This window comes from Longispora albida DSM 44784 (genome assembly GCF_000379825.1).
GTDB lineage: Bacteria > Actinomycetota > Actinomycetes > Mycobacteriales > Micromonosporaceae > Longispora > Longispora albida.
This window is the reverse complement of sequence record NZ_KB903815.1, coordinates 39,332-54,567: the sequence shown is the minus strand read 5'-3', so window position 1 is coordinate 54,567 and position 15,236 is coordinate 39,332. Positions and strand designations below refer to the sequence as shown.

At 70.6% G+C, this 15,236-nt stretch carries 13 protein-coding genes; 9 read left to right on the top strand and 4 right to left on the bottom strand.

Annotation, left to right across the window (positions count from 1 at the left end):
* Positions 1–12 precede the first annotated feature (12 nt).
* Both A3G1_RS0108455 and A3G1_RS0108450 read left to right on the top strand, forming a co-directional pair.
* Positions 13–1,440: an HSP90 family protein gene (locus A3G1_RS0108455; RefSeq protein ID WP_157641010.1), complete on the top strand. Its 1,428-nt coding sequence runs from the start codon at positions 13–15 to the stop codon at positions 1,438–1,440.
* The gene (locus A3G1_RS0108450; protein WP_018349041.1) at positions 1,433–3,643 is read left to right on the top strand and encodes a hypothetical protein; all 2,211 of its coding nucleotides are present in this window, start codon (positions 1,433–1,435) and stop codon (positions 3,641–3,643) included. The genes A3G1_RS0108455 and A3G1_RS0108450 overlap by 8 nt, the downstream gene beginning before the upstream one ends.
* Positions 3,644–3,648: 5 nt before the next feature.
* Here A3G1_RS0108450 and A3G1_RS0108445 read toward each other — a convergent pair whose 3' ends face one another.
* A complete protein-coding gene (locus A3G1_RS0108445; protein WP_018349040.1) occupies positions 3,649–4,848 on the bottom strand; it encodes a helix-turn-helix domain-containing protein in 1,200 nt (399 codons plus the stop codon).
* A gap of 109 nt (positions 4,849–4,957) precedes the next feature.
* Here A3G1_RS0108445 and A3G1_RS40410 point away from each other — a divergent pair, with 109 nt between their 5' ends.
* Positions 4,958–5,551, top strand: coding sequence for a hypothetical protein (locus A3G1_RS40410; protein ID WP_157641009.1), 594 nt, complete (start codon positions 4,958–4,960; stop codon positions 5,549–5,551).
* Between the two features lie 6 nt (positions 5,552–5,557).
* On the opposite strand, the gene A3G1_RS0108435 is transcribed toward A3G1_RS40410, so the two are convergent.
* On the bottom strand, positions 5,558–5,827 hold the full coding sequence (locus A3G1_RS0108435; protein WP_018349039.1) for a GlsB/YeaQ/YmgE family stress response membrane protein: 270 nt from the start codon (positions 5,825–5,827) through the stop codon (positions 5,558–5,560).
* Positions 5,828–6,057: 230 nt separating this feature from the next.
* Here A3G1_RS0108435 and A3G1_RS0108430 point away from each other — a divergent pair, with 230 nt between their 5' ends.
* The 3 genes from A3G1_RS0108430 to dnaB all read left to right on the top strand — a co-directional run bounded on the left by A3G1_RS0108430 (position 6,058) and on the right by dnaB (position 10,459).
* On the top strand, positions 6,058–6,903 hold the full coding sequence (locus A3G1_RS0108430; protein ID WP_018349038.1) for a hypothetical protein: 846 nt from the start codon (positions 6,058–6,060) through the stop codon (positions 6,901–6,903).
* A 103-nt stretch (positions 6,904–7,006) separates the two neighbouring features.
* Positions 7,007–7,549: a hypothetical protein gene (locus tag A3G1_RS0108425; RefSeq protein WP_018349037.1), complete on the top strand. Its 543-nt coding sequence runs from the start codon at positions 7,007–7,009 to the stop codon at positions 7,547–7,549.
* Positions 7,550–7,855: 306 nt separating this feature from the next.
* The gene (gene dnaB / locus A3G1_RS0108420; protein ID WP_342664491.1) at positions 7,856–10,459 is read left to right on the top strand and encodes a replicative DNA helicase; all 2,604 of its coding nucleotides are present in this window, start codon (positions 7,856–7,858) and stop codon (positions 10,457–10,459) included.
* A gap of 41 nt (positions 10,460–10,500) precedes the next feature.
* Here dnaB and A3G1_RS0108415 read toward each other — a convergent pair whose 3' ends face one another.
* Entirely contained in the window at positions 10,501–11,478 is a 978-nt protein-coding gene (locus A3G1_RS0108415; protein ID WP_018349036.1) for an NADP-dependent oxidoreductase, read from the bottom strand.
* A 55-nt stretch (positions 11,479–11,533) separates the two neighbouring features.
* Between A3G1_RS0108415 and A3G1_RS0108410 the strand changes: the two genes are divergently transcribed.
* Genes A3G1_RS0108410 through A3G1_RS0108400 form a run of 3 tightly spaced genes read left to right on the top strand, consistent with a single transcriptional unit; the run spans position 11,534 to position 14,564 of the window.
* Entirely contained in the window at positions 11,534–12,451 is a 918-nt protein-coding gene (locus A3G1_RS0108410) for an ArsR/SmtB family transcription factor (RefSeq protein WP_018349035.1), read from the top strand.
* The gene (locus tag A3G1_RS0108405; RefSeq protein ID WP_018349034.1) at positions 12,448–13,773 is read left to right on the top strand and encodes a serine hydrolase domain-containing protein; all 1,326 of its coding nucleotides are present in this window, start codon (positions 12,448–12,450) and stop codon (positions 13,771–13,773) included. The genes A3G1_RS0108410 and A3G1_RS0108405 overlap by 4 nt, the downstream gene beginning before the upstream one ends.
* Positions 13,774–13,793: 20 nt before the next feature.
* Complete coding sequence (locus A3G1_RS0108400; protein ID WP_018349033.1) at positions 13,794–14,564, top strand: DUF4344 domain-containing metallopeptidase; 771 nt, start codon at positions 13,794–13,796, stop codon at positions 14,562–14,564.
* Positions 14,565–14,707: 143 nt separating this feature from the next.
* On the opposite strand, the gene A3G1_RS0108395 is transcribed toward A3G1_RS0108400, so the two are convergent.
* Entirely contained in the window at positions 14,708–15,097 is a 390-nt protein-coding gene (locus A3G1_RS0108395) for a TFIIB-type zinc ribbon-containing protein (RefSeq protein ID WP_018349032.1), read from the bottom strand.
* Positions 15,098–15,236: the final 139 nt, after the last annotated feature.

Here is a 15,236-nt window from a genome sequence, read left to right as displayed (position 1 = left end):
TTTTTGCCGGCCTTGCTGACGTTTGCGCTGTCCAGAAGCGCGTACCATATCCGGATTCTGCCCGCTGATCTGAATCGCGGCCGGTTCCTGTTCACGTTCAACGGCGAGACCGGCGTGCCGGACGGCACCATCACGGGCAGCGACGACGGCCCGCTCGCCGGGTTCCTGGTCAGCGACACCGTGACCGTCATCTCCGGCGCCACGCGCTGGGTCGGCCGGGTCTCGGGCATGCACAGCTCGAACGAGCACGAGGACTGCGGCGACGCGACCACGATCATGCTGCGCCGCCGGATGGACGAGAAGTTCCTCGACACCGACAGCGTGCTCAGCCTCACCCGGCGCTACGCCGAGATGATGGGCGTCACGGTCGAGGTGGTCACCAAGACCGGGGTCGAGACGGTCAACCGCACGCCGGTCTGGCAGTCGGAGGACGCGATCGAGGTCGCGGAGTTCGGCCTGGACCTGCTGGGTGCCGAGCCGCTCGACCTGCTCCCGCTCAAGGACGCCGAGGGCGAGACCTACGGCGTGGCCTACATCCTGCCCACCTCACCGCCACCCCGCGACAAGCCAGCCCACATCCTGTACCGGGAGGGGCTGCGCCTCGACGACACCGGCGAGGACCTGCTCCCCGGCTGGGCGTTCTTCGCCCGGTGCGTGCTCGACGTGGCGCGCATGCCCTCGCCGGAGGCCGTCGCGGCCAGCCTGCGGAGCTGGCTGCTCCTGCTGTCCTCCCGGCAGCCGCGCAGGCTCAACCAGTTCGTGGCGGCGCACCACCTCGCGCTGAAGGTGCAGGCTGCCCACGATCCCGAGCTGGCCCGGATCATCGTGCGCTGGCTGCCGCTGGAGACCACGGCCGGCCGCCTGACGCTGACCGAGCTGCTGAGCCGGACGCGGCACGTGCGCTACGCGGCCTCCCGCGACGTGTACCGGCAGCTGGCCCCGATCGCCGGCCGCAACGTCCCGTTCGTCAACGGCGGCCACCTGCACGACGTGAAGCTGCTGGAGATGGTCCCCTCGCTCTACGAGGGCGTGACCGTGGAGCGGGTCGATCCGGCCGACGTGCTGGACGATCTCGACGACCCGCCGCTGTCGAGCCGCGCCGCCCACGCCCGGCTGCTCGGGGTGGCCGATCTCGCGCTGGCTCCTACCGGATCCGTGACCGTGATGAAATCCTACGAACCGGCGAGTCTGCCCGTGATTTATCTGGGCGATTCAGGGACACTCTGCCTGAATTACCGCAGTCCGATCGTGCAGCATCTGGCGCGACTGACGGATCAGACCGTACTGTCACGTACTGTGCAGCTCCTCCACGCGCAGGCCCGCCTCCTCGGCCACTATCCGCTGCGCGGTGTCGACTCCGACCTGCTGAGCGGGGCCATGCTCGACCTCGTCCAGCTCGCGTCCCTCGAAGAGGATCTGTCCGGGATGGATCATGGCTGAGTGCGCGGCGTGTGCCGAGGGCACCGGCAGTGACGCCGAGCTGCTGGCCCGGTTCGCCGGCCGGGAGGACGACCCGCACGCGCTCGCCTTCCTGCTCCTGCCGTACCTGAGGGCCGGGCGGTTCGCCGAGGCCCGGCGGGCGCACCTGCGCGGGTACAAGATGCTCCGCAAGGATCCGCACCCGCCGCTCGTGGCGCAGCACCTGCTGTTCTGTGCCCTGACCGGCAACCTGGACCGCGCAGTGTCCCTTGTGGAGAAACACCTCGCCGACATGTCGGAGGAGCTGGACGCCGTCGGCGTCGTGCTGGGCCGGGCCGTGGACGCCGGGCACACCGACCGGCCGCTGCGCCTGCCCGTCGACCTCGCGCTCCAGCTCGGCGTGACCGGGCAGCCGCTGCTGTCCCGCGTCTCGGCCGCGATCGGCCACACCCGCAGCGAGCTGCGCGCCGTCCACTATGACGTGCCGCTGTCGACGCTGCCCGCGGCCCGCCCGGCCGAGCGCCCGCTGCACTTCGGCCTGCCGGTCACCGCCGACGGCTGGCTGGAGCGGTGCGACGAGCTGTCGGAGCTGCACGAGTACGAGGCCGCGTACCAGGCTGCTGGGCACGCACTGGCCCTCGACCCCGACCCGGAACTGAAAGCCGAACTGCTCGGCTACCGCGTCCGCCTGCTCAGCGAGATGGAGCGGCGCGACGAGATCCCGCCGCTGATCGCCGAGCGGGTCGCCCTGCTGCGCGACCTGGGCGAGGAGGCGTACGCTGGCTGGCTCGAACGCAGCGCGCAGCTGGCCGTGCAGCCCCTGACCGGCGACGAGGTCGCGCTGGCCGAGACGCTGGTGACGGAGTACGACCGCCCGGAGAATCCGCTGCGCGTGCGGGCCATGCCCCGCCTGCTGCTCGGCCAGGTCCTCCTGTACGCCCTGCGGGCCGAGGAGGCCGTCGCGGAGCTCAAGGCCGGCGTGGAGCACGCCCGCGCCGCCGGGGCCCACCGCGTGGCCGACAGCGCCGTCTACGCACTGGCGCACGCGCTGACCATCACCGGTGAGTACTCGGCTGCCGAGCAGGTCCTCCAGTCCACACTGGCCCGCCCGGACCTGCGCAAGGCGACCCGGCCGCGCCTCCAGCTCCTGCTCTCCCAGATCCTCGCGGTCTCCGGCAAGCTGGCCCCGGCAGCGGAGCTCGCCGCCGAGGCCACCCACAACTTCGCCGAGCTGCCCGGCTCGGCCGGCTGGGTCGGGCACGCGTCCACTCTGGAGGTCACGTACCTCGCGGAGATGGGCGACCCCGTCTCGGCTGCCGAGCGGCTCCGCTGGACGATCGACCGCACGCACCGCGCCGAGTGGGACCGCGTCGCGCACTGGTCGCTGCGGTGCAAGCTGGGCTCGCTGCTGATCGCCGCGTACCGGACGGACGAGGCCTGCGACGTGCTCCGGATGCTCACCGAGGAGCTGGGGGACGCCTTCGGCGGCTCCGACGGCGAGAGCATCGAGATCGCCGAGATCCACGGCGAGGCGTGGTACTGGCTCGGGGTGGCCATCCGCCAGCGCGGCGACCGGCGCACGGCACTGTCCTGCTGGGGCAAGGCCCTGGAGGTACTGGGCGACGCTCCGGACGCGCACGCCGAGGCCGCCAGGGTGCACTTCACGATCGCCGAGCTGTGGCACCAGGACGAGAAGTTCGAGCCGGCCATCGCCGCATACCTCGAGTCCCTGGCCCAGATCGAGCTGTCCCGCGACCCGGTCGCCACCGCCCAGGTCCGCCGCTCGCTCGGCCTGGCCCGGTGCGAGAGCGGCGACCCGGCGGGCCTGAGCGACCTGGCGGAGGCCCGCGAGGAGGCCGAGCGGGCCGGCGAGCCGATGCTGCTCGCCGAGCTGGCCGACGTGACCTCCCGGTCCCTGGCCGCCCTGCGCCGCTACTCCGACGCCGTCGCTCCGGCCTTCCAGGCCGCCGACCTGTACCGGGAGGCCGGCGACCCCGTCCGGGCCGGCCTGGCCGAGCTGCTCGCCGCCCGGATCGTCGCCAAGCAGGGCCAGACCGCCGAGGCCATCGCCCTGCTCCGCGCGGCCATCGAGACCACGATCGCCGCCGGTGCCGGAGCGCACACAGTGGACTCGTTCCTGCTGCTGGCGGAGCTGCTCGACGGCGAGGGCGAGCACGCCGAAGCCGCTGCCCTCCGCCTCGAAGCCGAAACCCGCGCGATCTAGCCGCGCTACTCCTCCACTTCGCCTTCCAGCCTGTCCGGGAACGTGAGGCTGACCTCGCGGGTCAGGTCGTGGACGAAGGGGCCGGTGCCGCCCCGCGCCACCAGCGACCTGATCAGACGGCGGGTACCCACCTCGTACTTGACGAGCTGCGGGGCGACCCGGTGCACCTCGGTGAGCTGGAGCACGGCCTGCGGATCGTTGCGCCGGGTCGCGTGCGCCCACGCCAGGGTCAGGTGCAGGTCAGCGCGGCGGCGGCGCAGCTCGGGTGCCAGCGACTGCACCCGGACCTGGTCAGCAGCGTGCGTGGCCTCGGAGAGATCCTGCAGCTCGGCCGCGACCCGGACCCGGTGCAGCGCCACCCGGGTCGGGCCGAACTCCGTCCACGCCAGGTTCAGGTCCTGGCCGACGACGTCCGCCATCCGGCTGGCCAGCCGGAGCCGCTGGTACGCGGCGCCGCGGTCGCCGCGCTTGGCCGCCATCAGCGCACCCGAGATCCACAGGCAGCCGATGACCGAGGCGAGCGAGCGGATCTGGTGGTACGGGCGGCGTTGCAGCTCCTCCGCCGTGCCGACGGCGAGCTGCTCGCCGTCCTCGATCCGGCCGAGGCGGGACAGTGCCTGCGCCACCTCGTACGTGGCGAGGCCTCGGGCGTTGTCTGACGGGATGCGGGAGGCAGCGACGGCGCACCGGTCGGCGGCGACGTAGGAGGTGTTCGTGTCGCCCAGCTTCGCGAGCATCTTGGCGGCCAGCGCGTACGCCGGGATGTAGCCGGGGCCCTGGATCCGGTCGGCCAGCCGGAGGATGCCCGGCAGCGCCGCGCACAGCTCCTCGTACTCGGCCGCCTGGTACGCCTGGTACGCGGCCCAGACGTCCTGGCGGAGCTGGAAGTAGTCCTCGTCGGTCCCCGGATACGTCTCCTGGGCGACCGCGACGCTCGTGAAGTGCTCGCGCACCCCGGCGATCGGCAGCTCGTCGTCCTCGACCAGTGCCGGGAGCATCGGCCCGTCGACGAGCTGGTCCGGCTTCACCTCCAGCTCCTTGGCGAGCGCGGTGAGCACCGTGACCTTGTCCACTGTGAACACTCCCCGCTCGACCTGGGAAACCCAGGACTCAGAGCGGCCGATCCTGGCTGCGAGGCCTGCCTGGCTGTAGCCGCGGGTGCGGCGAAGGTGCCGGACGTGGTCCCCGAACTCCTTTGCGTCCATAGTCAGAACAAGTACACAAAACAATAGAGATCAGCAAACGACCGGCGGAGTGGCCACACGGCGATCTAGCCTGAGATGGAGCTGATGGGTCCAGACAGGGGTCCCGGACATGACTGGACGGTTCTCGGGTCGACTCGCGCTGAGCGCGGCATGCGCGGCCGTCGTCCTCGGGTGGGGCTGGCAGGCAGCAGCGGAACCCAGCCCGGACCCCCTCGACCCCGTCCCCAGCGGCAGCCCGCTGACCCCGGCCGCCGTCTCCCCGGCGGAACCAGGCGAGCTGGCGCCGTCCCCGTCGCTGTCCCCGCCCGTGTCCCCGCCGACTTCCCCGTCACCCGCGGTGAGCCAGCCGTCCGAACCGGCGGATCCGGCGACGCCGTCAGCCGCGCCTTCGCCGGCACACGAGCAGGCGTCCGGCGTACCGGGGCCGCAGCCCATCGCGCCACGGCGGGCCGACGAGCCGGAGCCCGCGCCGAGGATGGACGAGCCCGTCCCGCAGGTACCGGATGAGGCTCTTGCCACCGTGGCACCAGCGGAAGGTGGCGGCGGCCTGGAGCCGGCAGACGCTGTCCAGGGCGAGACGGCGGTCGCCGACGACGAGGACCGCCTGCCCAGCCCGAGGTTGCTGATCGTGGCTGGAGCAGGCGGCCTGTTGTTCTCTAGCGTCGGCGTGATCGTGGTCTGGCACCGCCGGCGCGGCTTCTGAAACCTCTCAGGACCTCTTCGCGGTACCAGCGACGAGAGCGACGCCGATCATCGCGAGGCCGATCTGGAGCGCCCACTGGATCCAGTCGATGCCCTTGGTCTCGTCGACTCCGAAGATCCACGCGAGCAGGCTGCCGACGAACGCCGCGGCGATGCCCACCCCGATCGTCTTGGCGATCGAGATGCTCTGCTTGCCGGGCAGGAGCAGCCGGCCGAGCGCGCCGATGATGGCCCCGAAGAAGATCGCACTGACCACAATCTCCAGGAAGCGTCCCATCCTCTGTCCCCTTCCTTGCAGCATGTACCGCCATCATCGCTGATCGTTAGGCCGTAAAGGCCCGATTGCGAAGATCAAGCGAAATTGGCTGTCAGATACCCACCGCAACCGTGGACGAGAGCCGACAGCGGGCTGAATATCTTCTGGTACTACAGCGCGTGCACGAAGCACCGCCGTCACCGCACCGCACAGCACCGCCAGCACAGCACCGCCGGACGGGAGGTACAGCGTTGCCCGACCTTGCCCCCGACCGCGACCGCACCGTCTCGCTCACCCACACCGAGGCCTGCTACCTGCTGGAGATCGGCCGGATGGACGAGGCGGTCGCGATCGGCAGGCAGCTGCGCGACTGGGGCTGGCGCAGCAGGTACCCGGCCGGGCGCGGCTACGGCCTCCACATCGAAGCCCTCGCCGCCGCGGCACAGGGCCGGGCCCGCCGCGCGGCCGAGCTGCTGGACGCCGCCGTCGCCCTCACCCGTGGCCAGGACCCGTGCGGCATGCTCTCCTGGCAGCTCGCCGAGCTCGCCGCGGCCAAGGCCTCCCTCGGCGGCCACGCCGTCGACCGGCTCCTCGCCGAGTCCGAAGCCACCGAGGACCCGGTCCGCCACCCGCGCCGCGCCTCCCGCCTGCTGGCCGTCGCCTACGCGATGGCCTGCCAGGGCAAGCTGGCCGAGGCCCGCGCCCGGCTCGCAGCCCTCGCCGACGAGTGCGTGGCCAACGACGCGCCCGTCCAGCGGATCGACGCGCTGACCCTGCTCGCCCGGCTCGGCGTCTTCCCCGAGATACCGGTGGCGGCCCCCGAGCACTCACCCGTCGCCGCGGTTCGCGTCGGCCACATCCAGGCCCTGACCCGCCGCAACCCGGCTGAGCTCATGTCCGTCAGCGACCAGTACGCGGACCTGCGGCACTGGCACCTCGCGGCGGAGCTCGCCGACGCGGCGGCCGACGCGGGCTTCCGGCGCGGCGACACCGGCGGCCAGCGCGCCGCCGCCCGCCGCAACGAGCTGATGGTCGAATGCGACGCCGGCCCGCTGCCGTGGTGGTCGATCGGGAAGCCCGGCGCGGCCGGCTGCTGACGTCCATCGATCAATCGGGGCCATTTTCCGACGTTTTCCCAGCTCAGATGAACCCGCAACTTTTTGCGGGTTCGCCGGGAGCCCCCGGCACACAATCTGCGCCGTGAACCTTCCCGCATACGAACCAGACCAGCCGTCCAGCCAGCCCACCGAGCAGGAAGTCCTCGAAGGCCGGATCCAGGACCTCCGGCCCTTCGAACCCCTCAAGATCGGCATCACAGATACCCACCGGCGCGGGGGCAAGCACCGTATCGTCGGCGTCACACTGCTGGACGACCTGTCCGGCTCACACTTCGACTACTGGATGACGACCGGCGAGATCTACTACCTCGCCCACGACGGCACCGGCTGGACAGCCTCCGGTGGACCGTGGGTCGTCCCCGGCCACTCCTACTACCTCCACTATGGCGAGCGGCTGCTCCAGGCCCTCCCGACCCTGCACGGCGACGAACTCCTGCACCCGGCCTCCTCCTACCAGCTCCACGCCGATATCTCCGGCAACTGGCAGTTCTGGCAGGTCCGGCCGCTCGTGGAGACCTCGGCGCCTCCGGAGAGCATCCGGCAGGCCCTCACCGCGCTGTCGGCCCGCGACATCCCGGAGCCGGACGTGGAGGACACTGGGCAGCAACCACGACACGCCGGCTGACCACGACACGCCAGACTTTCTTCTGTCCACAGGGTGTGGACTGAGATTTGCGCAGGTCAGAGCGCCGAAATCGAGTTATCCACTGGCCAGTTCGGGCGTTGTCCACAGGCCTGTCCACAGGTTATGCACCGGAACTGGCCAGTTATCCACAGGTTATCCACAGGTTTATCCACAGGCAGATTTGGCGGCTCGGGGCTCGAATCCTAGGGTCAAGGTTTGTTCTCTTGCGGCGCGCCGGCGGGGTTCCAGGCTGCGGCAGGCGAACACTTCGGTCACGGAGCCGCAGGTGAGGGGGACGACGTGGCGATCTCGGACAATGTACGGCCGGCGGAAGCACCGCCAGCCGCTGTCAGCGAGCCGTCCGGCTTCGACCGGACGCCACCGCAGGACGTGGCAGCGGAGCAGTGCGTCCTCGGCGGCATGATGCTGAGCAAGGACGCGATCGCCGACGTCGTCGAGATCCTCCGCGTGGCCGACTTCTACAAGCCGGTACACGCGACGATCTTCGACACCATTCTCGACCTGTACGGCCGCGGCGAACCCGCCGACCCGATCACCGTCGCCGCGGCCCTCACCGACGCCGGCGAGATCGCCAGGGTCGGCGGCGTCCCGTACCTGCACACCCTCGTCAACACCGTCCCGACCGCCGCCAACGCCGGCTACTACGCCCGCATCGTCGGCGAGCGCGCCATCATGCGCCGGCTCGTCGAGGCAGGCACCCGGGTCGTCCAGCTCGGCTACGGCGCGGGCGCCGGTGCCGGGCGGGACGTGGACGACGTGGTGGACCTGGCCCAGCAGGCCATCTACGACGTGACGGAGAAGCGCGTCAGCGAGGACTACGCCGTCCTCAACGACCTCCTCCAGCCGACCCTCGACGAGATCGAGGCGATCGGCGCGGCCGGCGGGACGATGACCGGCGTCCCCACCGGCTTCACCGACCTCGACCGCCTCCTGGGCGGCCTCCACCCCGGCCAGCTGGTGATCGTGGCAGGCCGTCCTGGTCTCGGCAAGGCACTGGCGCTCGACACCCCGCTGCCCACGCCCGGCGGGTGGACGACGATGGGCGAGGTCTCGGTCGGCGACCAGCTGCTCGGCGCCGACGGCCGCCCGACCACCGTGGTGGCGGCGACCGAGGTCATGCAGGACCGGCCGTGCTACGAGGTCGAGTTCTCCGACGGCACGGTAATCGTGGCCGACGGCGAGCACCTGTGGCAGACGACCACGCGGGCAGCCCGCCGCCAGCAGCTCAAGCACGCCCTGTACTGGGACGAGCCAGCTCTCGAGTCGGCCCGCCGGGCAGCGGCCCGCGCGCTGTCCGAGCCGGACCGGCTGGTCACCTTCGCCGGGGCACTCGGCCAGGTCGGCGACCAGTTCCGGAACGTGCTGCACACGGTCGGCCGCCAGGTCGGCATCTCGGGTCGCGTGGCCGAAGGCCCGAGGCAGGTACCGGCGTACTCACAGCGGAAGCTGCTCACGGGCCTGCTCCTGCGCGCCGAGCGGCCGGTGAACGCCCACGGTGCCGCCTCCCACAGTGGGATCCACACGACGGCCGAAATCGCCCGTACCCTGCGCGTGGGCTCCGACAGCCGCCTCAACCACGCGGTCGTCAACGCCGCCCCGCTCTGCCTGCCAGAGCAGGACCTTCCGATCCCTCCGTACACGCTCGGCGCCTGGCTGGGCGACGGCCACTCGGCCGCGTCGCAGTTCACGACGGCCGACCCGGAGATGGCCGGCCACATCGAGAGCGACGGCTTCCTCCGCGAGGCCGGGGTCCTGAACAACAAGCACATCCCGGCCGGCTACCTGCGGGCATCCGAGGCGCAGCGGCGCGCTCTGCTGGCCGGTCTGCTCGACACCGACGGCGCGGTCGGCGCCACGGGGAACGTGCAGTTCACGTCCACGTCGGAGCGGCTGGCTCTGGACGTCTACGAGCTGGTCGTCAGCCTCGGCTACCGGTGCACGATCAGCGAGAAGGCGGTGCAGGGCCGGACTGCGGCCTCTTCCACCGCGTACACCCTGAACTTCACCACGGCTGACCAGGTCTTCCGGCTCGAACGCAAGTGTGCAGCCCACCGCGAACGCTGCCGTGCCACAACCTCGGCACGGACCGGGTCCCGGTACATCGTGGACGTGCGGCCTGTGGCCAGCGTGCCGGTCCGGTGTGTGCAGGTGGACAACCAGAGCCATCTCTACCTGGCTGGCCGGTCGATGGTCCCCACGCACAACTCGACCATCGCGATGGACTTCGCCCGGTCGGCCGCGCTCAAGCACAGCCTGGCGAGTGCGATCTTCAGCCTGGAAATGAGCAAGATCGAGATCGTCATGCGTCTGCTGTCGGCCGAGGCGCGGGTGCCGCTGCACGTCCTGCGGTCCGGGCAGCTGTCCGATGACGACTGGACGAAGCTGGCTCGCCGGATGGGTGAGATCAGCGAGGCTCCGCTGTTCGTGGATGACACGCCGAACATGACGCTGATGGAGGTCCGGGCCAAGGCCCGGCGGCTCAAGCAGCGGCACGACCTCAAGCTGGTCTGCGTCGACTATCTCCAGCTCATGAGCTCACCGAAGAAGACGGAGAGCCGCCAGCAGGAGGTCGCCGAGCTGTCGCGTGGCCTGAAGCTGCTAGCGAAGGAGATCCAGGCCCCGGTGATCGCGGCCTGCCAGCTGAACCGTGGCCCGGAACAACGAACAGACAAGCGGCCCCAATTGTCCGACTTGCGTGAATCTGGGTCTATTGAGCAGGATGCCGACGTTGTTATTCTTTTGCACCGTGATGACTACTACGACAAGGAGTCACCGCGCGCCGGAGAGGCCGATTTCATAGTCGCGAAGCACCGAAATGGCCCGACCGACACGATCACCGTGGCGGCGCAGCTGCACCTGTCGCAGTTCGTGGACATGGCGATCGTCTGACAGCTGGCCCGCCCCGTGAGCGGGCCAGCCGGGACGGCGGTCTACAGCCGGACGATCATCTTGCCGGTGTTGGCGCCGCTGAGCATGTCGAGGAACGCGTCGACGATCCCGTCGAAGCCGTCCACAATGGTCTGTGCCGAGTGGACGGCTCCGCTGCGCAGGTGCGGGACGAGGAAGTCCTCCAGCTCGGGCTGGGCGTCCATGTGCTCGCGGACGAGGAAGCCTTCCAGCCGCAGGGTCTTGTAGACCACCTCGTAGAGGTTGGCGGGCCCCGACCACGTGCCCGTGTTGTTGTACTGCGACACGGCCCCGCACCACACGATCCGCCCGCCCGGCTTGAGCACGTCGATCGCGGCTTCCATGTGCTCGCCGCCGACGTTGTCGAAGTAGAGGTCGATGCCGTCGGGTGCCGCCTGGGCGAGCTGGTCGCGCAGGTTGCCTGCCCGGTAGTTGATCGCGGCGTCGAAGCCGAGCCTGCTGGTGAGGTACTCGGCCTTGGTGTCGGAGCCGGCGCTGCCGATGATCCGCTTCGCGCCGAGCAGCCGGGCGATCTGGCCGGCCGCGCTGCCGACGCCGCCCGCCGCTGCCGAGATGAAGACTGTCTCGCCGGCTTCGATCCGCCCGATCCTGGTCAGGCCGACGTACGCGCTCAGGCCGGTGCCGCCGAGCAGGCCGAGGAAGGTGTCGAGCGGGACGCCGTCGTGGTGGCGGAGTTTCCGGTACTGGCCGGCGCCGACCACAGCGTGTGTCCGCCACCCGTCGCGGTGCAGGATGAGGTCGCCCTCGCTGAGCCCGGGTTCGTCGGAGCTGAGTACGCGGCCGAGGGCCCGGCCCTCCATCGGGGCGTCGAGGTCGCCATCGTTCATGACCTCACGCATGTAGGGGTCGACGGACAGGTACAGGTTCTCGACGAGTGCCTGGCCGGGGCCGGGTACCGGGTCGGGAGCGTCGACGAAGCGGAACTGGTCGGCGGTGGGCCGCCCGTGCGGCCGGGCGATCTGGTGTACGTAGCGAGCCATGCGCCCAGGCTGGGTTCCACGCTCGGAAACCAGTACAGATTAAGCTGGGCACTAAATGATCAGTTACCGCTTCCGGGCCGCAGACCTCGCGGACATGCACTTCGCGATCTCCCCGCTGACCGAGACCGTGACCAGCCTGTGGGCGCTGCGCTGGCCGGAGCGGTACGTGCTGCACCTGCCCTGGATCCGCGAGACGCGGGCCCTGCCGATCGACTGGGACCGGCTGCAGGCGCTGCTCGCTCCGTCGAACGGCTGGCTGCCGGACTTCGTCGCGCCCCGGCCCGTGTCCCCGCTGCCCGACATCGCCGACGAGCTGCGGCGGGTACGGAACACGCCGCCGGAGAAGATGGCTGCCGACTTCCGGGCGGTCGGGGCCGAGCCGGTCGATGGGGTCGCTGACCTGCTGGAGGAGTACTGGCACCTGGCCATCGAGCCGCACTGGTACCGGATGCGCGCCGTCCTGGAGTCCGACATGGTGTACCGGGCCCGGGTCCTCGCCCGCGACGGGGCCGCCGCGCTGTTCACCGGCCTCGACCCGCGGGTGGAGTGGTCGGCCGACGGCGTGCTGACGCTCTACACGGGAGCGGGGCTCGACTATCACCGTGAGGTGGCCGGGCGGGGGTTCTGGCTGGTACCGGCGCTGTTCGTCCCGCAGACCATCTCGCCGGTCGGGCCGGACGAGCCGCCGTTGATCGCCTACCGGGCCCGTGGCATCGGTACTCTCTGGGAGACCTGCCAGCCCTGCCCGCCCGGTGCTCTCGCCGAGCTGATCGGCTACCCGCGCGCCACGCTCCTGGCCGCGCTCGACGGCCCGGCGTCCACCACGGAACTCGCCCGGCGGCTCGGCGTCACCCCGAGCGCGATCTCGCAGCACCTGGCGGTTCTCCGGCGTAACGGACTGGTCAGCAAGGCTCGCTCCGGCCGCGTCGTGTTGTACGCGCGGACGCCGCTCGCGGATACCCTCATCTCATGATCGAGCTGCTGCCGGGTACCAGCCGGGCTCTTCTGCACCGGGTCGCGACTGCCCAGCGTGAGGGCCGTGCCCCGTCCGTCGTGGCTGGTGTCGTCCGCGAGGGCGCGCTGGTGTGGGCCAACGGGTGGGGTGACGTGCCGGGGCCGGTGACGGAGACCCGGTACAGGATCGGTTCTCTGACCAAGACCTTCGTCGCCGTGCTGGTCATGCGCCTGCGCAACGAGGGCCTGCTGGGTCTGGACGATCCGTGCAGCAAGCACCTGCCCGGCACCACCGACGCGTCGATCGCCGAGCTGCTCGCGCACACGGCTGGCCTGCCTGCCGAGTCCCCCGGCCCCTGGTGGGAGCGCACGCCCGGCCGCACAGGCCTGGACCAGGTCGTCTCCGAGCCGCTGCACCCGGCTGGCCGCGTCTTCCACTACTCGAATCCTGGGTACACCCTGCTCGGCGCCCTCGTGGAGAAGCTGCGCGGCGAGCCGTGGGGCGAAGCCCTTCGCAAGGAGATCCTCGAACCACTCGGCATGACCCGCACGAGCCTGCTCCCGGCCGCGCCACACGCCCAGGGCTGGGCCGTCCACCCGCACGCCGACGTGCTCCTGCCGGAAGCCGTCCAGGACGTCGGCATCATGGCTCCCGCCGGGCAGCTGTGGTCCACGGTCGGCGATCTTGGGGCCTTCGGCGCGTTCCTGCTGCGCGGTGACGACCGGGTGCTCCCGCTCGGCACGATCGCCGAGATGCGCGAGCCTGCCGCTCCCGGCGAGATCTACGGTCTCGGCTTCCAGCTGGCCCGGGTCGGCGGCCGTCTCCTGATCGGCCACACCGGCTCGATGCCAGGCTTCCTCTGCACGCTGTGGACCAGCCCTGGAGAGGACCTCGCGGCCGTGATCCTGGCCAACTGCACTTCAGGTGTACTGGTGGGAGGCACAGCAGCCGACCTCATCCGCATCGTGGCCGACGCCGAGCCGGCCATCCCGGCCCCGTGGCGACCGGCTCCGGCCACAGATCCGGCCCTCGTCGCCCTCACCGGCACCTGGTACTGGGGCACGTCGCCCTTCACCGTCCACCTGCACGCGAACTCCACACTGGATCTCGTCCCGGCGTACGGCAACGGCCGCGCCACCCAGTTCCGCAGGCAGCCCGACGGTACGTGGCTCGGCCTCAACGGCTACTACCACGGCGAGACGCTCCGGGTGGCCGCAGACCACTTCGACCTCGGTACCTTCGTCTTCACCCGCCAGCCGTACGACCCGGCGGCCCCCATCCCTGGCGGCGTCGACCCGGCCGGCTGGCGCGGTGTACAGAAAGCCGCTGATGGGGCCTGAGCGGTGCATATCCTGACCGCATGACGCTGCGCCGCCTCCTGCCGGTACTCGTTCTGCTCGCGGCCCTGGCCGTCCCGGGCTGCTCCAGCAACGGCAACGGCGGCCGCTTCGTCCCCGAGTACGGCGAGGCGAAGACCCCGGCCACCCAGGCCGAGCGGGACCTGATCCGGTCCCGCAAGCTCCTCGAGGACTTCGCCGAGGGCATGACCAGCGCGTTCCGCTTCCCGCGTGACGTCACAGTCGTCGCGGAGGAGTGCGGCGAGGCGAACGCCTTCTACGTGCCCGACGAGCACAAGATCCAGCTCTGTTACGAGCTGCTGGCCGCCGAACGCGCCCTCTTCGCCAAGACCGGCGTCCAGGGCGCGGAGCTCGACACCGAGGTCTTCAACAGCGCCGTCGGCACCCTGTACCACGAGGCGGGCCACGCCCTGATCGGCGAGCTGAGCCTCACGTTCACCGGCCGCGAGGAGGACGTGGCCGACCAGCTCGCCGCCTACGTCCTCACGAACTCCGAAGAGGACAAGGCCACCCTGCTGAGCGTCGCCAACGCCTACGCCCTGTCAGCCGAGGAAACCAAGAGCCTGGACGAGCTGCCGTTCTACGACACCCACTCGCTCGACCAGCAACGCTCGGTGAACTTCCTCTGCTACCTCTACGGCTCCGACAAGACCACCTTCGACCACCTGGTCACCGACGGCTACCTCAACCGCGACCGCGCCGACGGCTGCCAGAACGAATACCAGCAGCTGGTCAACGGCTGGAGCACGCTCCTGGCCCCCCACTGGAAATAGCACATGTCTGGCTTTTGCTTTTGATCTAACGCGAGGTGGCCCGGCGAGCGGAAATCTGACAAGCGGAAAAAGCTCCCTAGTACTGGTGTACTTGGGAGCTTTTTCCGCGCAGCTCAGATTTTCGCTCGCCGGGTCGGCACTACCTAGTCGAAGAGTTCGCCGAGGAAGCCCTTGCGGCGGTAGCGGCCGCCGTGGCGGTAGCCGTGCCCACCGTGCCCGTGCCGGTACCCGTGGCCGTGCCCGTACGCCGGCTGGCCGTAGCCGGGCTGCGGGGGCGGCGGGGGCGGGTAGCCGTAGCCGGGCTGCGGGGCGTGCGCAGGCGGGTACGCGGCCGGCGGCGGGGGCGGCGGGGGTACCGCGCCGGGCTGCGGCTGCTGCGGGCGGGCACCGGCCGGGCCCTCGTGCTGGATGATCTTCTCCAGCTCACCGCGGTCGAGGAACACGCCACGGCACTCGGTGCACTGGTCGATGACGATGCCGCTGCGCTCGTACTGCCGCATCTCGGCGTGGCATTTCGGACAGGTGATCTGCATTCCTCTACGGTACCTGGCGATCGCACGCCGCCGCTGTACGAAGGTCACTGGCGGGTACCTGATTGAGGTGGCACGAACCCGGGAGCTAAAACTTGTTCCTGCTTCGTATCGTGGTTAGCACAAGCCACCCCGACAAGGA

Excerpts from the sequence above, each read along its gene's own strand:
- A3G1_RS0108450 (WP_018349041.1), top strand. The coding sequence starts at position 1,433 with ATGGCTGAGTGCGCGGCGTGTGCCGAGGGCACCGGCAGTGACGCCGAG.
- A3G1_RS0108445 (WP_018349040.1), bottom strand. The coding sequence starts at position 4,848 with ATGGACGCAAAGGAGTTCGGGGACCACGTCCGGCACCTTCGCCGCACC.
- A3G1_RS40410 (WP_157641009.1), top strand. The coding sequence starts at position 4,958 with ATGACTGGACGGTTCTCGGGTCGACTCGCGCTGAGCGCGGCATGCGCG.
- A3G1_RS0108435 (WP_018349039.1), bottom strand. The coding sequence starts at position 5,827 with ATGGGACGCTTCCTGGAGATTGTGGTCAGTGCGATCTTCTTCGGGGCC.
- A3G1_RS0108415 (WP_018349036.1), bottom strand. The coding sequence starts at position 11,478 with ATGGCTCGCTACGTACACCAGATCGCCCGGCCGCACGGGCGGCCCACC.
- A3G1_RS0108410 (WP_018349035.1), top strand. The coding sequence starts at position 11,534 with ATGATCAGTTACCGCTTCCGGGCCGCAGACCTCGCGGACATGCACTTC.
- A3G1_RS0108405 (WP_018349034.1), top strand. The coding sequence starts at position 12,448 with ATGATCGAGCTGCTGCCGGGTACCAGCCGGGCTCTTCTGCACCGGGTC.
- A3G1_RS0108400 (WP_018349033.1), top strand. The coding sequence starts at position 13,794 with ATGACGCTGCGCCGCCTCCTGCCGGTACTCGTTCTGCTCGCGGCCCTG.
- A3G1_RS0108395 (WP_018349032.1), bottom strand. The coding sequence starts at position 15,097 with ATGCAGATCACCTGTCCGAAATGCCACGCCGAGATGCGGCAGTACGAG.